The sequence below is a fragment of the Alicyclobacillus vulcanalis genome, assembly GCF_900156755.1.
Lineage (GTDB): Bacteria > Bacillota > Bacilli > Alicyclobacillales > Alicyclobacillaceae > Alicyclobacillus > Alicyclobacillus vulcanalis.
The window spans coordinates 102,732-119,933 of sequence record NZ_FTOO01000005.1; the positions used below are offsets into that span (position 1 = coordinate 102,732).

A 17,202-nucleotide genomic window follows, 5' to 3' on the forward strand; every position below is an offset into this window, starting at 1 on the left:
CAGCCTCCTTCGGTCTCCCGCTAGCCTGCGCCATCAGCGCGGCGCGTATGCGCGCCCGTGGCCTCGCCGCTTTGGAGCTTGCCCGCGCCTGAGACGTACCCGCGTTGCGCGCCCGAAGGCTTCGGCCCGGCGTCCCGCGCCATCAGATCACCCGGACGCGATACGCCTTCATCCACTCGTTCACTTCCCACAGGTAGTGGAACATCTGCGCGGTGCCCATGATTTGCCCGAACCAGGGCCGATGCTCCATGGGGCGCTTGCTCATCTCGGCCAACGCCCGGATCGCGTTCGCGTCGACAAAAGGCAGGATGGGCGAGGACGGATCGTCCAGCATGGCGAGCGCCTTGTCGCGCACCAGCGCCAGGTAGGCCGGATGAGGCGTGGACGGGTACGGGCTCTTCTTGCGGTACAACGCTTCGCGCGGCAAGAAGTCTTCCATCGCAAGCCGCAGGATGCCCTTCACCTCGCCGCCCGCGGTCTTCACCTCCCAGGGAAGGTTGAACACGTACTCCACCAGCCGGTGATCGCAAAAGGGCACGCGCACCTCAAGCCCTGAGGCCATGCTCATGCGGTCCTTGCGGTCGAGCAGGGTGGGCATGAAGCGCGTGATCGACAGGTAGCCGATTTCCCTCACGCGCGCGTCCCGACCGGTCTCCCCCGGCAGGCGCGGCACTTCAGCAAGCGCCTCCCGGTAACGCTCCTTGACGTACTCCTCCGGGCGAATGCGCTGTTTGAGCTCATCCGACATGATGGCCATGCGCTCGAAGAGCCGCAGCGACCACGGGAACGTGTCCGCCGCGAGCGCGTCCTCGCGGTGAAACCACGGATAGCCGCCGAACACCTCGTCCGCCGCCTCGCCGGACAGCGTGACCGTCACATCCTGCTTCACGCGGCGGCAGAATAGGTACAGTGACGTGTCGATATCCGCCATGCCCGGGAGATCGCGCGCGAAGAGCGGATCCGCGAGATGGCGCTCCAGATCCGGCGTGTCAAACGCAATGGGATGATGGATGCTGCCGATATGCTCGGCGATCATCTTCGCCCAGGGGCCATCGAGGCTCTTCTGAAACGCGTTGGCCTGGAAGTACTTCTCCATGTCCACGAACTCAATGGCGTAGGTGTGCAGACGATCCCGCCCCATCTTCTGGTAGTAGTGCGCCGCGACGGCCGAAACCGCGCTTGAATCGAGGCCTCCCGACAGGAAGGTGCCAAGGGGAACGTCGGACACGAGCTGGCGCTCGACCGTATCGATGAACAGGTCGCGCACGGTCTCCACCGTCTTCTCCAGGGAATCCGTGTGCTCATAGCTTTCAAGCTTCCAGTACCGGCGGACGGAGATGCCATCCGGCCGCGCGATGAGCAGATGGCCCGGCTTCACTTCCTCGACGCCCTTGAACACCCCGAGGCCCGGCGTGCGCGCCGGCCCAATCGCAAAGATCTCCGCCAGCCCCGTCTCGTCGATGACGGGTTCGACACTTGGGTGTGCGAGCAGCGCCTTCAACTCCGAGCCGAAGGCGAGTCCCTCGCCGATCCGCGTGAAAAACAGCGGCTTGACGCCGAGCCGATCCCTCCCGAGCACGAGTTTTTCCTCCGCCTGGTCCCAGATGGCGAACGCGAAAATGCCGTTCAAGCGCTCGACGCACGCCTCGCCCCACGCGATGTACGAGACGAGCAGGACCTCGGTGTCGGAGTAGCCGTCGAAGCCGTACCCGCGCGAGGCGAGATCGCGCCGGAGCTCTTCGGTGTTATAGAGCTCGCCGTTGTACACGATGGTGTAGCTGCGGCCGTTCACGGTCCGGGTCATCGGCTGCTTGCCGCCCTCGGGGTCCACGACAATGAGCCGGCGATGGGCGAAGAGCGCGTGCGCCGCCGCGAACCAGCCGCTCGCATCCGGACCGCGCGACACGAGCGCCTGCCCCATTCGTTTCACAGTGTCGATCTCGGATCGCAAATCGCGCGTCCAATCGACCCAGCCAGCAATTCCGCACATGGGCAGTTCCTCCTTCGCATGACGCCGCTAGGCGCAGACAACGAAATCGACATACCCTATGCAGGCGACGCGGGATAGGTGCCCAAAGGTGCCCAAAGCGAGGGCGGCGCGACCGCCGTTTTGCTATACTGGGGGCAACAGTCGCGCGCGAGGAGGCGATGTCGATGGCCATCGTCAACATGACGGAAGTGCTGGCGAGGCAGATCCTGAGGGAGCCCGAGCTCCTCAAACTCTTGCCATGTCACTGCGACCGATGTGTCGACGATGTCCTCGCGATGGCCTTGAATCACCTGCCTCCGCGATACGCCACCTCGGACGAGGGGCAGTTGTACGTGCAGGTGGAATACCTGCGCCCTCAGCTCCGATCCGACATCCTGCGCGAGCTGACGCAGGCGGTGATGCGCGTTTCGAGCCATCCCCATCATCCGAGCGGTATGCACAGTGCCAGAGGCGACGAGGGACGCGCGGCGGAAGGCGAAAGCGGAGGGCAGGCGTGATGCGTGAGGCGGCGGACGAGCGGTTCATGCGGCGGGCACTGGAGCTGGCGCGAGAGGCGGCTCGCTGGGGCGAGGTGCCCGTCGGCGCCGTGGTGGTGGAAGATGGGCGCATTATCGGCGAGGGCCTGAATCTGAGGGAGACGTGGCGAGACGGCACCGCGCACGCGGAAATGGTGGCCCTCGCGGAGGCGAGTCGCCGCGTCGGGGGCTGGAGGTTGACAAACTGCACGCTGTATGTCACACTCGAGCCTTGTCCGATGTGTGCTGGCGCGATGGTCCTCGCCCGCGTGGGGCGGCTCGTGTATGGCGCGTCCGATGCGAAGGGCGGCGCCGTCGAGTCCAAGGTGCGCTTGTTGGAGCCCGGGCTTTGGAACCATGCGCCGAAAATTACCTCTGGCATTTTGGCGGACGATTGTGCTAAACTACTTACGGACTTCTTCCGTGAGCGTCGCGCGCGGCGTGGCGCGAGGGGAGAAGTGTCTTGAGACCATCGCGGAGAGATGTCTGAGTGGTCGAAAGAGCCCGCCTCGAAAGCGGGTAGGTCCGCAAGGGCCTCGTGGGTTCGAATCCCACTCTCTCCGCCAGAGGATCGGTGTCCGGCGTGCCGGGCACCGATTGTGCCAAAAAGGGCTGTACGCGGCTTTGGACCAAATCCTGATTGGGTCCCGCGCGGCGAAAACTCCCGAACCGTGTCAGGTCCTGACGGAAGCAGCACTAAGGGAGACCTTTCGGGCGACGCGGGGGTGCCTGATCGGGGTTTGGTTCAAGGCCGCGTTTCGTGTGCGCAGGTTTGTAAGCGCTTTCAGATAGACGCCCCCTGCGAGGCACTTGTCCTTCATCCGGGGCCGGAGCCTGGAGCATGCGGAACCGTGAGGCGCGGCTCGGTCCAGGGTGTCGAACGTCGTCGAATCGAGGGATCTTTCGTCGACGCAGCAGGATTTGCCCAGGGCGTTACGAATACACCCTAGACAACGACTGAGATACAGAGTGGGTGATGCCTGTGCGCGGCACACGCAAGTCAACCGCGGTTTGCGAATCACAATCCGGGCAAGTGAACCTCATTCACGCAGGTGTGGTGTTCCTTTCCAAAAGCCTGCTCATCCGCTTGGAGAATCGGCTCGCCAGGGATTTGTTTGGCTGGACGGAGGAGCGAAGCATCGCGCCGCTCAGCGACGTTTTACCCATAGATTCGGAGGAATATCAGCTGCTCTGCCGCATCGTGTCCGAAGACTGCGAGTACCGCGACGCCGTGGTCAAATGGGAGGTCGGGGGCACGGTCCGCCACGTCCTGATGGACTCGTTTGTCGCCCGCCACGCGCAGTCGGACGAGCCGGGTGTGTACGTGGTGTTGCGGGATATGGGCAATTTCGCGCTGCTCAACCAGCACACGGAGCGCATCGAGCGCATCGCCACCATCGGGCGGTTGGCCGCGGGTGTGGCCCACGAGATTCGAAACCCGCTGACCACCATCAAAGGGTTTCTCCAGCTGCTTGAACAGCGCCTCGAGCGCGCCGATATGCTCGACGAGATCGCCTATATTCGGGTGATGATGCAAGAAATCGAGCGGGTGAACGCGCTCGTCGCAGAGCTTCTGATGTTGTCCAAGCCGCACGAGATGACCTGGACATCCGTCTCCGTCCTCGAGGTGCTCCAACATCTGCGGCCGTGGCTCGACGAGGAGGCGGAGAAGCGTGGCGTCGAGACCGTGTTCGAAGTGCCGGCAGACCTCGAACTGCAGGCGGATCGCGGTATGATGGAACAGCTGTTTCTGCATCTCGCCAAAAACGCGCTCGAGGCCATGGACAAAGGCGGGCGGTTCACCGTCCGCGGCCGCGCCGCCGACGGCCGCGTGGAACTCGAGTTCTCCGACACGGGGCCCGGCATCCCGTATTACCTCTTCGATCGCATCTTCGACGTGTTCTACACCACCAAGGAAAAGGGCACCGGCCTGGGGCTCGCCATCTGCCAGCGCATTGTGGCCGATCACGGCGGCCAAATCCGCGTGAGCTCCAAGGGCTTCGGCACCACGTTCACCGTGTCCCTGCCTCAGACGAGATCGTCCTCGCTCACGGTGATTCGCCACCGGCAGTCGTCCTAACGAATGGGCGGCGCCAGAGGCGGGCCGCCGCTCGCCGTGAAACGGGCCTCCTCCTGTGGTAGAGTATCGATGGAAGGAGGCCCAGCATGGCGTATCAGGCACTCTACCGCGCGTATCGGCCGCAGACGTTTGAGGACCTGGTCGGGCAGCCCCACGTGCGTCAGACGCTGACCAACGCGCTGCGCAGCGGGCAGCTGGCGCACGCGTACCTCTTTTGCGGGCCGCGCGGCACGGGCAAAACGAGCACCGCCAAGCTCTTGGCCAAGGCGGTCAACTGCCTTAAGCCGCAGGACGGCGTCGAGCCCTGTAACGCCTGCGAGGCCTGTGTCAGTATTCAACGCGGATCGAATGTCGATGTGCAGGAGATTGACGCCGCGTCGAACCGCGGCGTGGATGAAATTCGAGACCTGCGCGATCACGTCCATTACCTCCCCACGATGGCCAAGAAAAAGGTGTACATCGTGGACGAGGTCCATATGCTCACGCCGGAGGCGTTCAACGCGCTGCTCAAGACCCTTGAGGAGCCGCCCGCGCACGTGCTTTTTGTCCTCGCCACCACCGAGCCGCACCGCCTGCCTGCCACCATCATCTCGCGCTGCCAGCGCTTCGACTTCCGCCGCATTTCGCCCGAGGCCATCGTGGAGCGGCTGCGCTTTGTCGCACACAGCCAGGCCATCGAAGCGCAGGATTCCGCGCTGTGGCGCCTTGCCGAAGCCGCAGATGGCGGGCTGCGCGACGCGCTCGCGCTGTTTGAACAGGCGGCCGCGTTTGGGAATGGCCGGATCGACGACACCATCGTCGCCGATGTCGTGGGAAGCGTCGACATCGGCTCGCTGGTCGCGCTCGTGGGCGATCTCGCCGAGCAGTCGTTTCTTCGCGCCATGGACCGGCTTGGGCACTGGTACGCCTCGGGCAAGGATGCGAGCCGCATCGTCCACGACTTGTTGCAAGTGGTGCGCGATTTGTTTATCGTCAAGCTGTCGCAAAGCCCTGAATCGCTCGCGGGGAAACCGGTGGAGCCGTACCGCGCGCTGGCGGCGCGGGACGATGTGAGCGCGGATTGGCTGCTCACGGCCATGCGCAGGTTGGGCGAGCTGTACACGCAGCTTCGGTACGTGGAAGAGCCTCGGCTGGCCCTCGAAGCGGTGCTCATGGGCCTCGCGGCGGAAGCGAGGACCCTCGCGCCGGACGCCGCCGCCCATCGCCCCGGCTCGGGGCAGGCGCCAGGCACCAGCCGCGTCGAGAACCAAGCGCCTCGTCCGGCGGCTGTCGAGGAGGGCCGCCCGGCGGAGGCGCATAGACCGGTGGACGCGAGCGGCTCGGCGGATGAACCGGCCGACGGCCCACAGGGCGCGCGCCCGGCCACGCCTCGGCCTGCGCCTCGGCCTGCGCCTGCGCGGGCCGCCGCCAACCGGAAGCGGGAGACGCTCGCTCGGCTGTACCGCGACAGGGATGAGGCTCTTGAGTCGCGCCTGCGCGCCGTCTGGCAGGACGTGCTGGCTTCTGTGAAGACCAAGCGCGTGCAGACGCACGCTTGGCTCCTGCACGGGGACGTGGCGCTCGTCACGCCGCACGCCGTCGTGTTGTCGTTCAAGAGCCGCATCCACCGCGAGGCCGTCATGAAGCAGGCGGACCGCGCGGCCATCGAGGCCGCCTTGGCGGAAGCGCTCGGACAACCCATGCAATTGTTCGCGATTCTCCAGGCCGACTGGGAAGAGTTCGCAGCGTCCATCGCGCCGGCGGCCGCGGATGACGCCGGATCGCCCGAACAGGGCGAGGCGCAGGCGGCGGACGTGGTCCAGTTGGCCGTGGATCTGTTTGGGCCTGACAAAGTCACGGTGGAAGACGAGGGAGACGACCCATGAAAAACATGAACCAGTTGATGCGCCAGGCGAAGAAGATGCAGGAGGAGATTTTGAAGGCGCAGGCGTCGCTCGCGGAAGAAGTGGTGGAAGGCACGGCCGGGGGTGGCGCCGTGAAGGTGAGGATGAACGGGCACAAAGATGTCGTGGCGGTCGAGATCGACAAGAGCGTGGTGTCGCCCGATGACGTGGACATGCTCCAGGATCTGATTCTGGTGGCGATTCAGGACGCCGCACAGAAGGCGAGCGATCTCGCCGAGCAAGTCATGGGCAAATACACGCGCGGATTGAACCTGCCGGGGATGTTCTGAGATGTACGGATATCCGGAGCCGGTGGCGCGGGCCATCGAACACTTCATGAAGCTGCCCGGCGTGGGCCCAAAGACGGCCGCTCGCCTGGCGTTTCATGTCCTGGAGATGACGGAAGCCGACGTGCAGGCTTTCGCCAAGGCCCTCATCGATTTGAAAACGGGCCTAACCGAGTGTGCGGTCTGTTGCAATATCACGGAGGCGTCTCCCTGTGCGATTTGCCGCGATCCGCGCCGCGATCCGCGCGTGATCTGCGTCGTGCAGGAGCCGCGTGACGTGATCGCCATGGAGCGCACGCGCGAGTATCACGGGCTGTACCACGTGCTGCACGGCGCCATCTCGCCCATGGAGGGGATTGGGCCGCAGGACATCCGCATTCGCGAATTGGTGACGCGGGTTGGCGAGCACGACATCGACGAGGTCATTTTGGCGACCAACCCCAACGTGGAGGGGGAGGCGACGGCGATGTACATCTCGCGCCTGTTGAAGCCGTTTCAGGTCAAACTGACGCGCATTGCCCACGGACTGCCGGTCGGCGGCGATCTGGAGTACGCCGACGAGGTCACGCTCGCCAAAGCCCTTGAGGGTAGACGCGCGCTGTAACCCATGCACACGCCCACCGAGCGCCTACAGGGTTGAGTGATTCGCTCGGTTGGGCGTTGAACGTTTACGGGCGCGCGATGAAGCTGGGGCAAGGTGGGATCCGCGTGTCACCTCGACCGCGGCGTCCGGCGGTGAGTTGGTGTGGTGGAGAGAACGGAAGCTTGAAAAAGATGAATTTCAAAATGCATTGAGTTTCCAGATAGATTCGGCTTATAATCGAATTCAAAATGAGATGTCGAGTCTACCGTCGACCGTCGACGGTAGACACAGAGAACGGAGAGGCGATTGGTGACAGCCATTCAACGCAGTGAACCGTTGGTGAAGCAGGTCTACAGGTACCTATACAGTGCCATCTTGTCAGGGGAGTTTAAGCCAAACGACAAGGTGGTAGAGACGCACATTGCGGAGAAGCTCAAGGTGAGCCGAAGTCCGGTTCGCGAAGCCATTCGGCTGCTCATTCAGCGCGAGCTCCTCGTCGAAGATGCGGATGGGGTTCGCGTGTTTCAGCCTACCCATCGCGACTTTGCTGAATTATACGAGATGCGGCTCGCCCTCGAGCCGGTGTGCGCTGAGCGCGCAGCCGCGAATCCCGATACGGCGCTCTTAAGCGAGTTGCGTGAAAACATCCAACACACCGAGGAAGCCGTTGCGCGGAGAGATTGGGACGCAGTGGTGACCCTCAACAAGGAGTTCCACGAGTGCATTTGGCGCATGTGCGGGAACCGAAGAATCTTAAGAGCCATGCACGAAATCACAGATCTCGTTCAGTTCTATTGGAGAGCTCTACTGTCTATCCCGAATCTCGACGTCGGCATCGTAGGGGACCACCGCGAGATCATGGACGCCATTGAAAGGGGGGATGCTGCCGCCGCGCATGTTGCCATGGAGCGCCATGTAGCCAAGGATCTGCGAGTCATCATGTCAGATCGGTCGAATGGCGCAGACGACGCCTTCTCACAAACGTACTCCGTCCTTCGCCAAGAATAAGGGGGTTCATGTCACATGAAACGGAAGAAGTGGTTCGGCGCTCTCGCTGTCATGGCGCTCGTAGGTGTCGTCACGGGATGCGGCACGGCTGAGACAACGCAGCCTGCGGCTCAGAAGACGGCGTCGGGCGCCGCCGACGTGCAATCGGCCACGCTTACGGTCGGATTGCAGGCTGATCCCGCGACGCTCGATCCAGCCCTTTCGAGTGCGCTTGTAGACCGACAGGTGATGGCGAACATTTACGACACGCTATTTTCCCTGACGCCTACAGGAAAAATCGTTCCAAACCTAGTTGAGTCATATTCCGTATCAAAAAACGGTCTGGTGTACACGTTTCAGCTTCGCCATGGAATCAAATTTCAGGACGGTACGCCGTTCAATGCTCAGGCGGTTCAATTCAATCTCGAGCGGGATATGGCCGCAACTTCGGCGCGTAGAAACGAGCTCTCCTCTATTTCAAGCGTTGAAACGCAGGGCGAATACACTGTCATCGTACGTCTGTCGCATCCTTACAGTCCGCTGCTCGCGGTCTTGACAGACCGCGCTGGCATGATGGTGTCACCGACCGCCGTGAAGAAGGAAGGAGCCAATTATCCTGATCACCCTGTCGGAACGGGGCCTTTCATGTTCTCGAGCCGGGTCAAGGGCGACCATATCACGCTGGTGGCCAACCCTCACTATTGGAAAGGAAAGCCTAAACTCAGTGAGGTCACGTTCAAGATTTTCACGGATCCAAACGTTGAAATCACAAATCTTGAGAACGGAAGCATCCAGCTGGCCGACCAAGTGCCGGCGCAACAGCTTGGACTCCTGGAAAAGAACCCGAACTTCGTGGTGTCGAACAAACCGGGTCTGGGATATCAAGGCATTTATCTCAACGTGACACAACCGCCATTTAACAACAAATACCTCCGTTTGGCTGTGGATGCAGCCATCAATCGCTCCTTGCTCGTCAATGTCGCGCTCAAGGGCGAGGCAACGCCCGCATGGGGGCCGTTCAGTCCTGAATCGCCGGTCTTCAATCGGACGCTGGATTTGCCACCCGCGCCGAATGCTGCACTGGTCAAGCGCTATCTGAAAGAGGCCGGGGATCCAAATGGATTCAGCTTTACGCTCCAGACTGCGAACAACCCGGTTTCTACCGAAATCGCTCAGATCGTGCAGAGCATGCTGCAGCCGTATCACATTCAGATGAATATCCAACAGTTGGAGTTCGGTACCCTCCTTGCCAATAACACGGACCACGATTTTCAGGCTTCGGCCTTAGGTTGGTCGGGACGGATCGACCCAGACAACAACGCATATCAGTTCTGGCACACGGGCGGCGCGCAGAATGGCTCGAACTTCAGTGATCCGACAGCCGACAAGCTGCTGGACGAGGCCCGCGAGACACTATCGATGGACAAGCGAAAGGTCTACTACGACGAGTTTGTTCAAGAACTGCATCGGCAGGCGCCCTACGTGTTCTTGTATTTCCCAAACAACACGTACGCCTATTCCAAGCAGCTTCACGGTTTTCAGTCGTATCCAGACGGTGTCTTCCGCCTCTATTCCATGTGGTTGTCGTGAATTCGCAACATCTCCACGGGCCTCCGCCACTCTCGTGGCGAGGCCCAGTTCGAATTTAGAAGGTGAATCTCGTGCGTTACGTGGTCGAGCGACTCATCACCATGCTTCCCGTCCTGTTTTTTCTCAGCATCATGGTGTTTAGTTTCATCCATCTTATACCTGGAAATCCTGCTGAGATTCTGCTGGGGCAAGACGCCACTCCACAGGCCATCCGCGCCTTGGACGCACAGATGGGCCTCAATAAGCCGCTCATCGTTCAGTACCTCACATGGTTGTTGCATGTCTTACAAGGCAACTTAGGTACCTCGCTCGTCGACCACGAGTCCGTTTCGCAGCTCATTCTCCAACGGTTACCTGTGACCGTAGAGCTCGCGATTGGCACGATGATCGTCGCAACGGTGATTGCCTTTCCCCTTGGTATCGCGGCGGCGGTGATGAAGGGGCGTGTAGCCGACTTCGTCGCTATGTTTGCTTCGACCGTTGGGATTTCCGTGCCGCCGTTTTGGCTCGGCATTCTGTTTCTGTTGCTGTTCACGGTGAAGTTTCATCTCGTATCCAATTCGCTCTACGTCCCGCTTTGGCAAGACCCCGTCAAAAACTTCGAGTGTATGTTGCTGCCGTGCGTCGCAACAGGAATCCGGGAAGCGGCCGTGTTATTGCGCATGCTTCGGTCCAGCCTCGTCGATGCGCTTGGCGAGGACTTTGTGCGGACGGCGTGGGCGAAGGGGCTCAAGGGCGCGAGCGTCACCCTCAGGCACGCGCTGCCCAACGCGCTGGTACCGGTTCTCACGGCAGGGGGACTTCAAATTGCAGGGCTCTTGGGCGGACTCGTGATTACGGAGCAAGTGTTCTCGCTCCCTGGGTTTGGGCAGCTCCTAGTTCAAAGTGTGTTTAGTCGAGACTACACCACGGTGCAGGGAACGGCCCTTGTCGCGGCCCTCATCGTCATTCTCGTCAATCTTGTCATCGATCTCACGTACAGCCGAATTGATCCGCGCATCCGCGCCGGCGGGGGAGGCGTAGAGGGATGAGCCTTGCACCTGAACCTCAGTCTTCATCGACCCATCCAGCCTCTGTCGAGGCGAGCGTTCCCGCACCGAAAACGTCGCGGAGTGTGAACCCATCGCTCGTCATCGGCGCAGTGCTCGTGGTTGTCATCTTGGCTGTATCCGTCCTTGCACCGTACCTTTCTCCCTACGGACCCAATCAGGTAGATTACAGCGCGGTGCTTCAGCCGCCGTCCGCGCACCATTGGTTCGGCACAGATCAACTCGGGCGCGATCAGCTGGCCAGGATTCTGTACGGCGCTCGCACGTCGATGGAGGTCAGCGTAGGGGCACTGGTGGTCGGTGCGGGAATCGGTGTTCCTGTTGGGCTCGTGGCAGGGTATTTTCGTGGTTTTTTGGACACCTGGCTGATCATGCGCATCATCGACGCCATTCAGGCGTTTCCATTTCTCATCCTGGCCCTCGTGCTCGCGGCCATGCTCGGCCCAGGTTCGCGCAATGCGATGATTGCCATAGGCATCGGCTTGGTGCCCACCTTCGCGCGTACGGCCCGGGCACAGATGTTGCAGGAACTGGGGAAGGACTACATTGACGCCGCGAGGGTCGTGGGATGCACGCACGCACGCATCATCTTTCGCCACATACTTCCCAATGCCTTGACGCCCATTATCGTGCAAGCCACCTTGGCCATGGCGTCCAGTATCGTCGCGGAGGCGAGCTTGGAATATTTGGGGCTCGGCGTTCAGCCCCCGACGGCGAGCTGGGGTTCAATGCTGCAGTCCGCCCAAGGTTATCTCCAGCTAGCGCCGTGGCTGGTCTTGTTCCCCGGACTTGCGCTCGTGTTCAGCGTCGTCGCGTTTAACTTTCTCGGGGACGGCGTCCAACGCTGGCTCAACCGGCGGCTTTCGTAAACGGCAACGCGGCAGGCTCCGCCCCGACACGCTCCGTGTCATATTCCGCGTCCCTCCCGCCTATGATGTATTAACTTGGACAAGGGAGGGACCGGAGCGTGGTGCCAACGGATCCGAAGTCGTCCCCGCACGCATCTTCAGCGCATACGGTTCTGCCATGGGCGCGCCGCCGATCCGGCATAGCGGCGTCGCCGGAGACCGAGCGCCGCTCACGACCGGAAGTCCACTCGCTTGACGTGCCGGACCTCATGGATCGTCATAAGTTTCTCCGCGAAATCCTGAAGAGCTGGCGCGAACTCGAGATCGCCAGGCGCCAGTTCGAAACCGTCTCGGACCCACTCTTGATCGATCACGTCGTGTTTCGCATGAGTGCCGCAGAGCGCCAGCTCAATTACCTGTTTCGACTGGCGCGAGAAAACGGCATCAAATTCGATGGACCCGAGTTCGACTGGACCTCCGACGAATGGCGCGTCGAATGAAGCTGGGGAGGGTCGGCTATGCACGTCTCGTCCGTGTGGCTGTGGTGCGGTGCCGTGCTGCTCGGCGCCCTCGTGGCCAGTCAGTTTTTCCAAAAGCCGAGTCGCGCGTTTCTGTGGATGCTGCGCGGTTTGGTGGTCGGTTGCCTGCTCATGGTGGTGGTCGACGTCATCGGAAGCTATCTCGGGTTTCACCTTCCGGTCAATCCCGTGACCGTCCTCGCTGCCGGCTTCCTCGGTCTTCCAGGGCTTGCTGCTCTCGCCGTCCTTCACCTATGGGTACTTGCGTAGCCGCTCCGTGCCAGGCCGCCGGGGCGGCTTGCGCAATTTCCGCGCCATCCTTCCGAGGTACTTGCCGATCCCGGGCACGCTGCGAAATTCCTCTTCCGTCATCGCGCCGGATCGCGCGACGAGAAGCAGATAGACGAGGGCGCCGACGCCGCCTGCGATGAGCAGTTCAAGGACGGCCTCCAGGCGCACTTCCGGCCCATGGGTCCCGTGAAACAGCCGCATGAATCCGTAGTCCGCGCCGAACATGGCGATCCCGGCGATGAGCGCGGCGCGGAAAAACGGCCGCATCAGCTTGCGCAGCGAGAAGCGGACCTGCCCGTACTTGCGGACGGCCGCCACGTTCAGGAGAGAGGAGACGATGTACCCGAACGTCGTGGCGAGCGCCGCCCCGAGCGCGCTGTGCAAGCTGAGGATGAGGGCGAAGTTGAGCGCCGTCTTGATGCCGAGGCCGATGAACATGTTTCGAACCGGGCGATACATCTTGCCCAGGCCCTGCAGGACGTAGGTCGAAATGAGCTCCATGCTCGCGAAGATGCTCATGAAAGACACGGTCGAGATAATGTTCGATCCGGCCGTGGTGCCAAACAGAGCCAGATTGATGGGGCGGCTCAGCACGAGCAGCGCGGCCGACGTCGGGAAGCTCATGAGGAACATCGTTCGGAGCGTGAACGTGATATTCGCCTGCAGATCGCCTTGGTTCCGTTTGGCCTTCGCCGCCGAAACGCTCGGCAGCACTGACACGCCGATGGCGTAGGCGAAGGACATGGGCAGCATGACGAGGTACATGGCTTGGCGCGTCAGGATGCCGTAATTGGCGACCGCCTGCGCGTAGCTCTCGCCGCTCATCTGCAGAAGGTTGGTCACGGTCCACGAATCGACGAGGTTCGCGATGGGCACGACCAGCCCGCCCAAGCTGACGGGCAGGGCGATGCGGTAGACCATGCGCAGAATTTGGCTGCTGCGAAACGGGCTTTCGTCGTAGCCCAGCGGCCGTTCTCGCCGGCGAACGGGGAGCGCGTAAGCGACAAGGAGGACAAGCCCCGCGAGGCCGCCGACAAATCCGCCGAAGGTCGCGGCAGCCGCGCCATACACGGCGCGATCGCGGTGCCAAACGTCCACCACCAGGTACGCACCTGCCACCATGGCGATCACGCGGAACAGCTGTTCAAACGTCTGCGAGTAGGCGGGTCCCTCGAGGCGCTGAAATCCCTGCAGATAGCCGCGCAACCCGCTCATCGCTGGGATGACGAGCAGCATCAGCGACACGGCGCGGATGCTGGGCACGTTTTGCTCGACGGACGCCGTGCTGTCTTTCAAGGAGATCATGTGCGCGAAGACGGGTGCGGCAAACCACATGACCGCGAAAGCGCAGACACTGAAGAGCATGAGCGAGCGCATCGTGACGCGGTAGATGTGCTCGACAACCGCGCGCTCTCCGCGCGCCCGGCGTTCGGCAATAAGCTTGCCCATGGCGAGCGGAAAGCCCGCCGTCGCGAGTTGTTGAAGGATATTGTAAACGGCATATGCGTTTCCGTAGATGCCGTTTCCTGTCGGTCCAATGATGGCAGTCACGGGAATCACCCAGACTAGCCCCAGCACCTTGGCGAGGGCCACGCAGATCACGTAGAGAGAGGTTCCGCGAGCCAGCTTGGCCGTACCCGATCCGGGCGATTTCACCTCTCCACCCCCATTTCGAAGAGATTATAGCATGGCCCCCCATTCAACACCCGAATTCGCAGACGAAGGGGAACCGTTGGGCCGGTTCGACATACGGTGAAGTGAGTGAGAATGAGCGCAACGGATGGGCTCCGCGTATGCCCCGATGCGTTTCGTGCAAGACTGGTCCTATGTGACGGTGAAAATGGCCTCTCTGAGAAGGTGATGGGGAGATGAAGGAGATGGCGGACCTCGAGGCGCTTTGGGGAGCGGCTTGTCCGTCCGACAGTTGCATCATCTGCGGGCGCGCCGGCTTGGAGGGCATGCGAGTCTGCGGTCAGTTGATTTGCAACGCGTGTGAGCGCGAGATCGTCCAGACCGATGTGGAGGACGACGATTATCAGCATTACGTGGAGCAGATGAAGCTGATTTGGCTATCAGCTTTGGCGCTGTGAACGCGAGTTTTAAGAAGTTTGATGGAGAAGTGGAGAAGGCGCATCGCGTATGCGGTGCGCCTTCGCGCGTAGGTGGGTAGGTGGAGGCGATCTCCGGGACGACATCCGCTGGTGCTGCCGATTCGCGCCGTGTGCGCGGATGCGGGACGCGCCGCAAGGCTCGGCCGTCGCAGCGATGTGTGTGCCGCGGGTGTGCCGCGATGCCGAACCGCGTGAGCGTGGAGCGATGCGCGAGTCGCCATGGTACAATGGGGACAGCATTCGCGACGTGCAAAGGGGCGTTGAAACAGCGTGAGCAAAGTCGTCTGGCCGCTCTTTGGACTGTTGTACGCCATCGCGAGCGCGGTGGCCATAGGTTGGCTGATCCGGCACGAGGTGGCGAGGCGCGCCGAAAGGTTTCGCCGCGGGGGACCCGGTGAGTGACGCAGGGCATGAGACAGGACACTTCCATGGCTGCTCTGGCGGAGACCTTCATGGCTGAGACGCCCATCTTGGACCGGTTGATGCGACACGCGGCCAGAGAGCGCGCGTCATTTCATGTGCCAGGTCACCACGGCAGGTATCTGCCCCAGCCGCTATCGTCTTGGCTTGGCCAGGCCTTGAAGTTGGACCTCACCGAGCTAGAGGGCCTCGACAACTTTCACAGCGCAAGCGACTGCATCGCGGCGTCCGAGGAACTTTGCGCGCGCCACTACGGGGCGCACCGAACCTACTACTCGGTGAACGGGGCGACGGCGTGCGTGATGGCGGCCATCAAGGGCGCGTGCCAGGCGCCGGGCGACCGCGTGCTCGTTATGGGACCCTGTCACATGAGTGTGTGGCGCGGGCTCGTGTATGCCGACGCAAGCCCTCTTTGGGTGGCGAGCCCGTGGGATGCCTCGCGCCAGGCGTTTCAACCGCCTTCGCCTGAGGCGCTCGAGGTGGCCCTCACCCAACGGCCAGGCGTCCGGGCTGTGTTTGTGACAAGTCCCACGTATCAGGGGTTTGCCGCGGACGTTCGCGCGCTTGCCGATGTGGCGCATCGCCATGGCGCCCTGCTCCTGGTGGATGAGGCGCACGGGGCGCACTTTGGGCTGGACCCGCGCCTGCCCCTTCACAGCGTGGCACAGGGCGCTGATATCGTCGTCCAAAGCCCGCACAAGACGCTTCCTTGCTTGACACAGGCGGCTTGGGTTCACGTGTCGCGGCCTGATGTTGCGCGCGCCGTCCACGAGGCGCTCTTGTTTCTCCACACCACGAGCCCATCATACCTGCTCCTCGCGGCCCTCGATGCCGCGCAGGCGTTTCTGCGATCCGGCCGCGACATCGTGCGCGAGACCTTGGATCGGATCGAGATGTATCGCGGATTCGACGAGCGCGAGGACCCCATGCGCCTATGGGTCCCGACCGGTGCGGAGAGCAGGAGCGCCGAGTTGGCCAGGCGGCTCGAGGCGGACGGCATGTTTCTCGAATACTGGGACGCCTGTGGCGCCCTCGCGCTCTTTGGCTTTGGCCAGACGGAGCGCGACTTCGCCCGGTTTTTTGCCGTCTACGAGGCGTGGCGAGCTGAGGATGACGCCGCCGAACACGATGAATCGCCGATGGTGGCGCATCTCTACGAGCTTCCCGCGGACGTCGATGTTCGTCCGAGCGAGACGGAGCGATTGCCGAGCCGCCGCGTCCCGCTCCGCGAAGCGGCGGGGTGTATCGCCAAGCGCCCCATCGCGCCGTATCCTCCGGGCGTGCCGGCGGTATGGCCCGGCCAGGTCATCTCTCGAGCGCACGCCGACGTGCTCGCGCAGATGTGGGCCAAGGGCTACGACATCGTGGGTGTGGATACCGACGGAACCATTGAGGTGTGCGATGCGTAAGGGACTGTTCATTGCATTTGAGGGGATCGACGGGGCCGGCAAGACCACGCAGCTCCTCCGCATTGCGGCTTGGCTGGAGGCGCAGGGCTTTGCTGTCGTCGTCACCCGCGAGCCCGGCGGCACGCGCATCGGCGACGCCGTGCGGGCCATCTTGCTCGATCCGCGCCATCAGGAGATGGCGCCCCGCACCGAGGCGCTCCTCTACGCCGCCTCTCGCGCGCAACACGTCGAGGAGCTCATCCGGCCCGCGCTGATGCGCGGCGAGATCGTCCTCTGCGACCGGTTTGTGGACGCGTCCATCGCCTATCAGGGGGCGGGGCTCGGGCTCGGCGAGGCCTGGGTCGAGGCGCTGAACGACTACGCGCTCGGGGGACTGCGCCCCGACCTGACACTCTGGTTCGATCTCGACTGGGCCACGGCGCGTGCGCGCCTTCATGCGCGCGCGGATGGCCGGGGGTTGGACCGGGTGGAGCGGCGCGATCGCGCCTTTTTCGAGCGGGTGGCGGACGCGTTTGAACGGCTGTGGCAAGCCGATCCGCAGGCGCGCAGGCGGATCGACGCGTCCAGAACGCCGGAGGAGATTGAGCAGGAGATCCGGGCGATGGTATGGAATCTCATCCAACAACACTTGTAGAGGTGGG

General features: G+C 62.5%; 18 protein-coding genes, 1 tRNA gene and 1 other RNA gene. 18 read left to right on the plus strand and 2 right to left on the minus strand.

Annotated features, from left to right (window positions below; translation table 11 throughout):
* Positions 1-142: 142 nt before the first annotated feature.
* Complete coding sequence (gene asnB, locus BW934_RS07320; RefSeq protein ID WP_076346619.1) at positions 143-1,990, minus strand: asparagine synthase (glutamine-hydrolyzing); 1,848 nt, start codon at positions 1,988-1,990, stop codon at positions 143-145.
* 164 nt (positions 1,991-2,154) lie between these two features.
* Here asnB and BW934_RS07325 point away from each other — a divergent pair, with 164 nt between their 5' ends.
* From BW934_RS07325 to BW934_RS07390, 14 genes are all read left to right on the plus strand, one after another.
* Positions 2,155-2,487, plus strand: a complete 333-nt coding sequence (locus BW934_RS07325; protein ID WP_076346620.1) for a late competence development ComFB family protein — start codon at positions 2,155-2,157, stop codon at positions 2,485-2,487.
* The gene (tadA, locus tag BW934_RS07330; protein ID WP_143232572.1) at positions 2,484-2,972 is read left to right on the plus strand and encodes a tRNA adenosine(34) deaminase TadA; all 489 of its coding nucleotides are present in this window, start codon (positions 2,484-2,486) and stop codon (positions 2,970-2,972) included. Before BW934_RS07325 ends, tadA begins: the two co-directional genes overlap by 4 nt.
* A gap of 9 nt (positions 2,973-2,981) precedes the next feature.
* A tRNA-Ser gene (locus BW934_RS07335) sits at positions 2,982-3,071 on the plus strand.
* A 72-nt stretch (positions 3,072-3,143) separates the two neighbouring features.
* Positions 3,144-3,243: signal recognition particle sRNA small type (gene ffs, locus BW934_RS07340), an RNA gene on the plus strand.
* A 295-nt stretch (positions 3,244-3,538) separates the two neighbouring features.
* Positions 3,539-4,585: a two-component system sensor histidine kinase NtrB gene (locus BW934_RS07345; RefSeq protein ID WP_234969674.1), complete on the plus strand. Its 1,047-nt coding sequence runs from the start codon at positions 3,539-3,541 to the stop codon at positions 4,583-4,585.
* Positions 4,586-4,671: 86 nt separating this feature from the next.
* Entirely contained in the window at positions 4,672-6,450 is a 1,779-nt protein-coding gene (gene dnaX / locus BW934_RS07350; RefSeq protein WP_076346624.1) for a DNA polymerase III subunit gamma/tau, read from the plus strand.
* A complete protein-coding gene (locus BW934_RS07355; protein WP_076346626.1) occupies positions 6,447-6,758 on the plus strand; it encodes a YbaB/EbfC family nucleoid-associated protein in 312 nt (103 codons plus the stop codon). The genes dnaX and BW934_RS07355 overlap by 4 nt, the downstream gene beginning before the upstream one ends.
* A gap of 1 nt (position 6,759) precedes the next feature.
* Positions 6,760-7,359 carry a recombination mediator RecR gene (gene recR, locus BW934_RS07360; RefSeq protein WP_076346628.1) on the plus strand — a complete coding sequence of 200 codons (600 nt, stop codon included), beginning with the start codon at positions 6,760-6,762 and terminating at the stop codon, positions 7,357-7,359.
* Between the two features lie 288 nt (positions 7,360-7,647).
* Positions 7,648-8,346 (plus strand): GntR family transcriptional regulator, encoded by a 699-nt coding sequence (locus BW934_RS07365; RefSeq protein WP_159437300.1) that lies wholly within the window; start codon positions 7,648-7,650, stop codon positions 8,344-8,346.
* A 15-nt stretch (positions 8,347-8,361) separates the two neighbouring features.
* Positions 8,362-9,915, plus strand: a complete 1,554-nt coding sequence (locus BW934_RS07370) for an ABC transporter substrate-binding protein (RefSeq protein WP_076346632.1) — start codon at positions 8,362-8,364, stop codon at positions 9,913-9,915.
* A 71-nt stretch (positions 9,916-9,986) separates the two neighbouring features.
* Complete coding sequence (locus BW934_RS07375; protein ID WP_076346634.1) at positions 9,987-10,946, plus strand: ABC transporter permease; 960 nt, start codon at positions 9,987-9,989, stop codon at positions 10,944-10,946.
* Positions 10,943-11,833: an ABC transporter permease gene (locus BW934_RS07380; protein WP_084182529.1), complete on the plus strand. Its 891-nt coding sequence runs from the start codon at positions 10,943-10,945 to the stop codon at positions 11,831-11,833. The genes BW934_RS07375 and BW934_RS07380 overlap by 4 nt, the downstream gene beginning before the upstream one ends.
* A gap of 98 nt (positions 11,834-11,931) precedes the next feature.
* Positions 11,932-12,312: a DUF2508 family protein gene (locus tag BW934_RS07385; protein ID WP_076346638.1), complete on the plus strand. Its 381-nt coding sequence runs from the start codon at positions 11,932-11,934 to the stop codon at positions 12,310-12,312.
* A gap of 18 nt (positions 12,313-12,330) precedes the next feature.
* The gene (locus tag BW934_RS07390) at positions 12,331-12,600 is read left to right on the plus strand and encodes a pro-sigmaK processing inhibitor BofA family protein (protein WP_076346640.1); all 270 of its coding nucleotides are present in this window, start codon (positions 12,331-12,333) and stop codon (positions 12,598-12,600) included.
* Here the strand turns inward: BW934_RS07390 and BW934_RS07395 are convergent.
* On the minus strand, positions 12,583-14,277 hold the full coding sequence (locus tag BW934_RS07395; RefSeq protein WP_076346642.1) for a putative polysaccharide biosynthesis protein: 1,695 nt from the start codon (positions 14,275-14,277) through the stop codon (positions 12,583-12,585). The two genes, BW934_RS07390 and BW934_RS07395, sit on opposite strands and share 18 nt — an antisense overlap.
* Before the next feature lie 212 nt (positions 14,278-14,489).
* On the opposite strand from BW934_RS07395, the gene BW934_RS07400 reads away from it, so the two are divergent.
* The 4 genes from BW934_RS07400 to tmk all read left to right on the plus strand — a co-directional run bounded on the left by BW934_RS07400 (position 14,490) and on the right by tmk (position 17,195).
* Positions 14,490-14,711, plus strand: a complete 222-nt coding sequence (locus BW934_RS07400) for a sigma factor G inhibitor Gin (RefSeq protein ID WP_076346644.1) — start codon at positions 14,490-14,492, stop codon at positions 14,709-14,711.
* Positions 14,712-15,002: 291 nt separating this feature from the next.
* Positions 15,003-15,134 (plus strand): hypothetical protein, encoded by a 132-nt coding sequence (locus tag BW934_RS15335; RefSeq protein WP_268757856.1) that lies wholly within the window; start codon positions 15,003-15,005, stop codon positions 15,132-15,134.
* Between the two features lie 8 nt (positions 15,135-15,142).
* On the plus strand, positions 15,143-16,561 hold the full coding sequence (locus tag BW934_RS07405; RefSeq protein ID WP_234969675.1) for an aminotransferase class I/II-fold pyridoxal phosphate-dependent enzyme: 1,419 nt from the start codon (positions 15,143-15,145) through the stop codon (positions 16,559-16,561).
* Entirely contained in the window at positions 16,554-17,195 is a 642-nt protein-coding gene (tmk, locus tag BW934_RS07410; protein ID WP_076346646.1) for a dTMP kinase, read from the plus strand. The genes BW934_RS07405 and tmk overlap by 8 nt, the downstream gene beginning before the upstream one ends.
* Positions 17,196-17,202 lie beyond the last annotated feature (7 nt).

Excerpts from the sequence above, each read along its gene's own strand:
- asnB (WP_076346619.1), bottom strand. The coding sequence starts at position 1,990 with ATGTGCGGAATTGCTGGCTGGGTCGATTGGACGCGCGATTTGCGATCC.
- BW934_RS07325 (WP_076346620.1), top strand. The coding sequence starts at position 2,155 with ATGGCCATCGTCAACATGACGGAAGTGCTGGCGAGGCAGATCCTGAGG.
- dnaX (WP_076346624.1), top strand. The coding sequence starts at position 4,672 with ATGGCGTATCAGGCACTCTACCGCGCGTATCGGCCGCAGACGTTTGAG.
- BW934_RS07355 (WP_076346626.1), top strand. The coding sequence starts at position 6,447 with ATGAAAAACATGAACCAGTTGATGCGCCAGGCGAAGAAGATGCAGGAG.
- recR (WP_076346628.1), top strand. The coding sequence starts at position 6,760 with ATGTACGGATATCCGGAGCCGGTGGCGCGGGCCATCGAACACTTCATG.
- BW934_RS07370 (WP_076346632.1), top strand. The coding sequence starts at position 8,362 with ATGAAACGGAAGAAGTGGTTCGGCGCTCTCGCTGTCATGGCGCTCGTA.
- BW934_RS07380 (WP_084182529.1), top strand. The coding sequence starts at position 10,943 with ATGAGCCTTGCACCTGAACCTCAGTCTTCATCGACCCATCCAGCCTCT.
- BW934_RS07390 (WP_076346640.1), top strand. The coding sequence starts at position 12,331 with ATGCACGTCTCGTCCGTGTGGCTGTGGTGCGGTGCCGTGCTGCTCGGC.
- BW934_RS07400 (WP_076346644.1), top strand. The coding sequence starts at position 14,490 with ATGAAGGAGATGGCGGACCTCGAGGCGCTTTGGGGAGCGGCTTGTCCG.
- BW934_RS07405 (WP_234969675.1), top strand. The coding sequence starts at position 15,143 with ATGAGACAGGACACTTCCATGGCTGCTCTGGCGGAGACCTTCATGGCT.
- tmk (WP_076346646.1), top strand. The coding sequence starts at position 16,554 with ATGCGTAAGGGACTGTTCATTGCATTTGAGGGGATCGACGGGGCCGGC.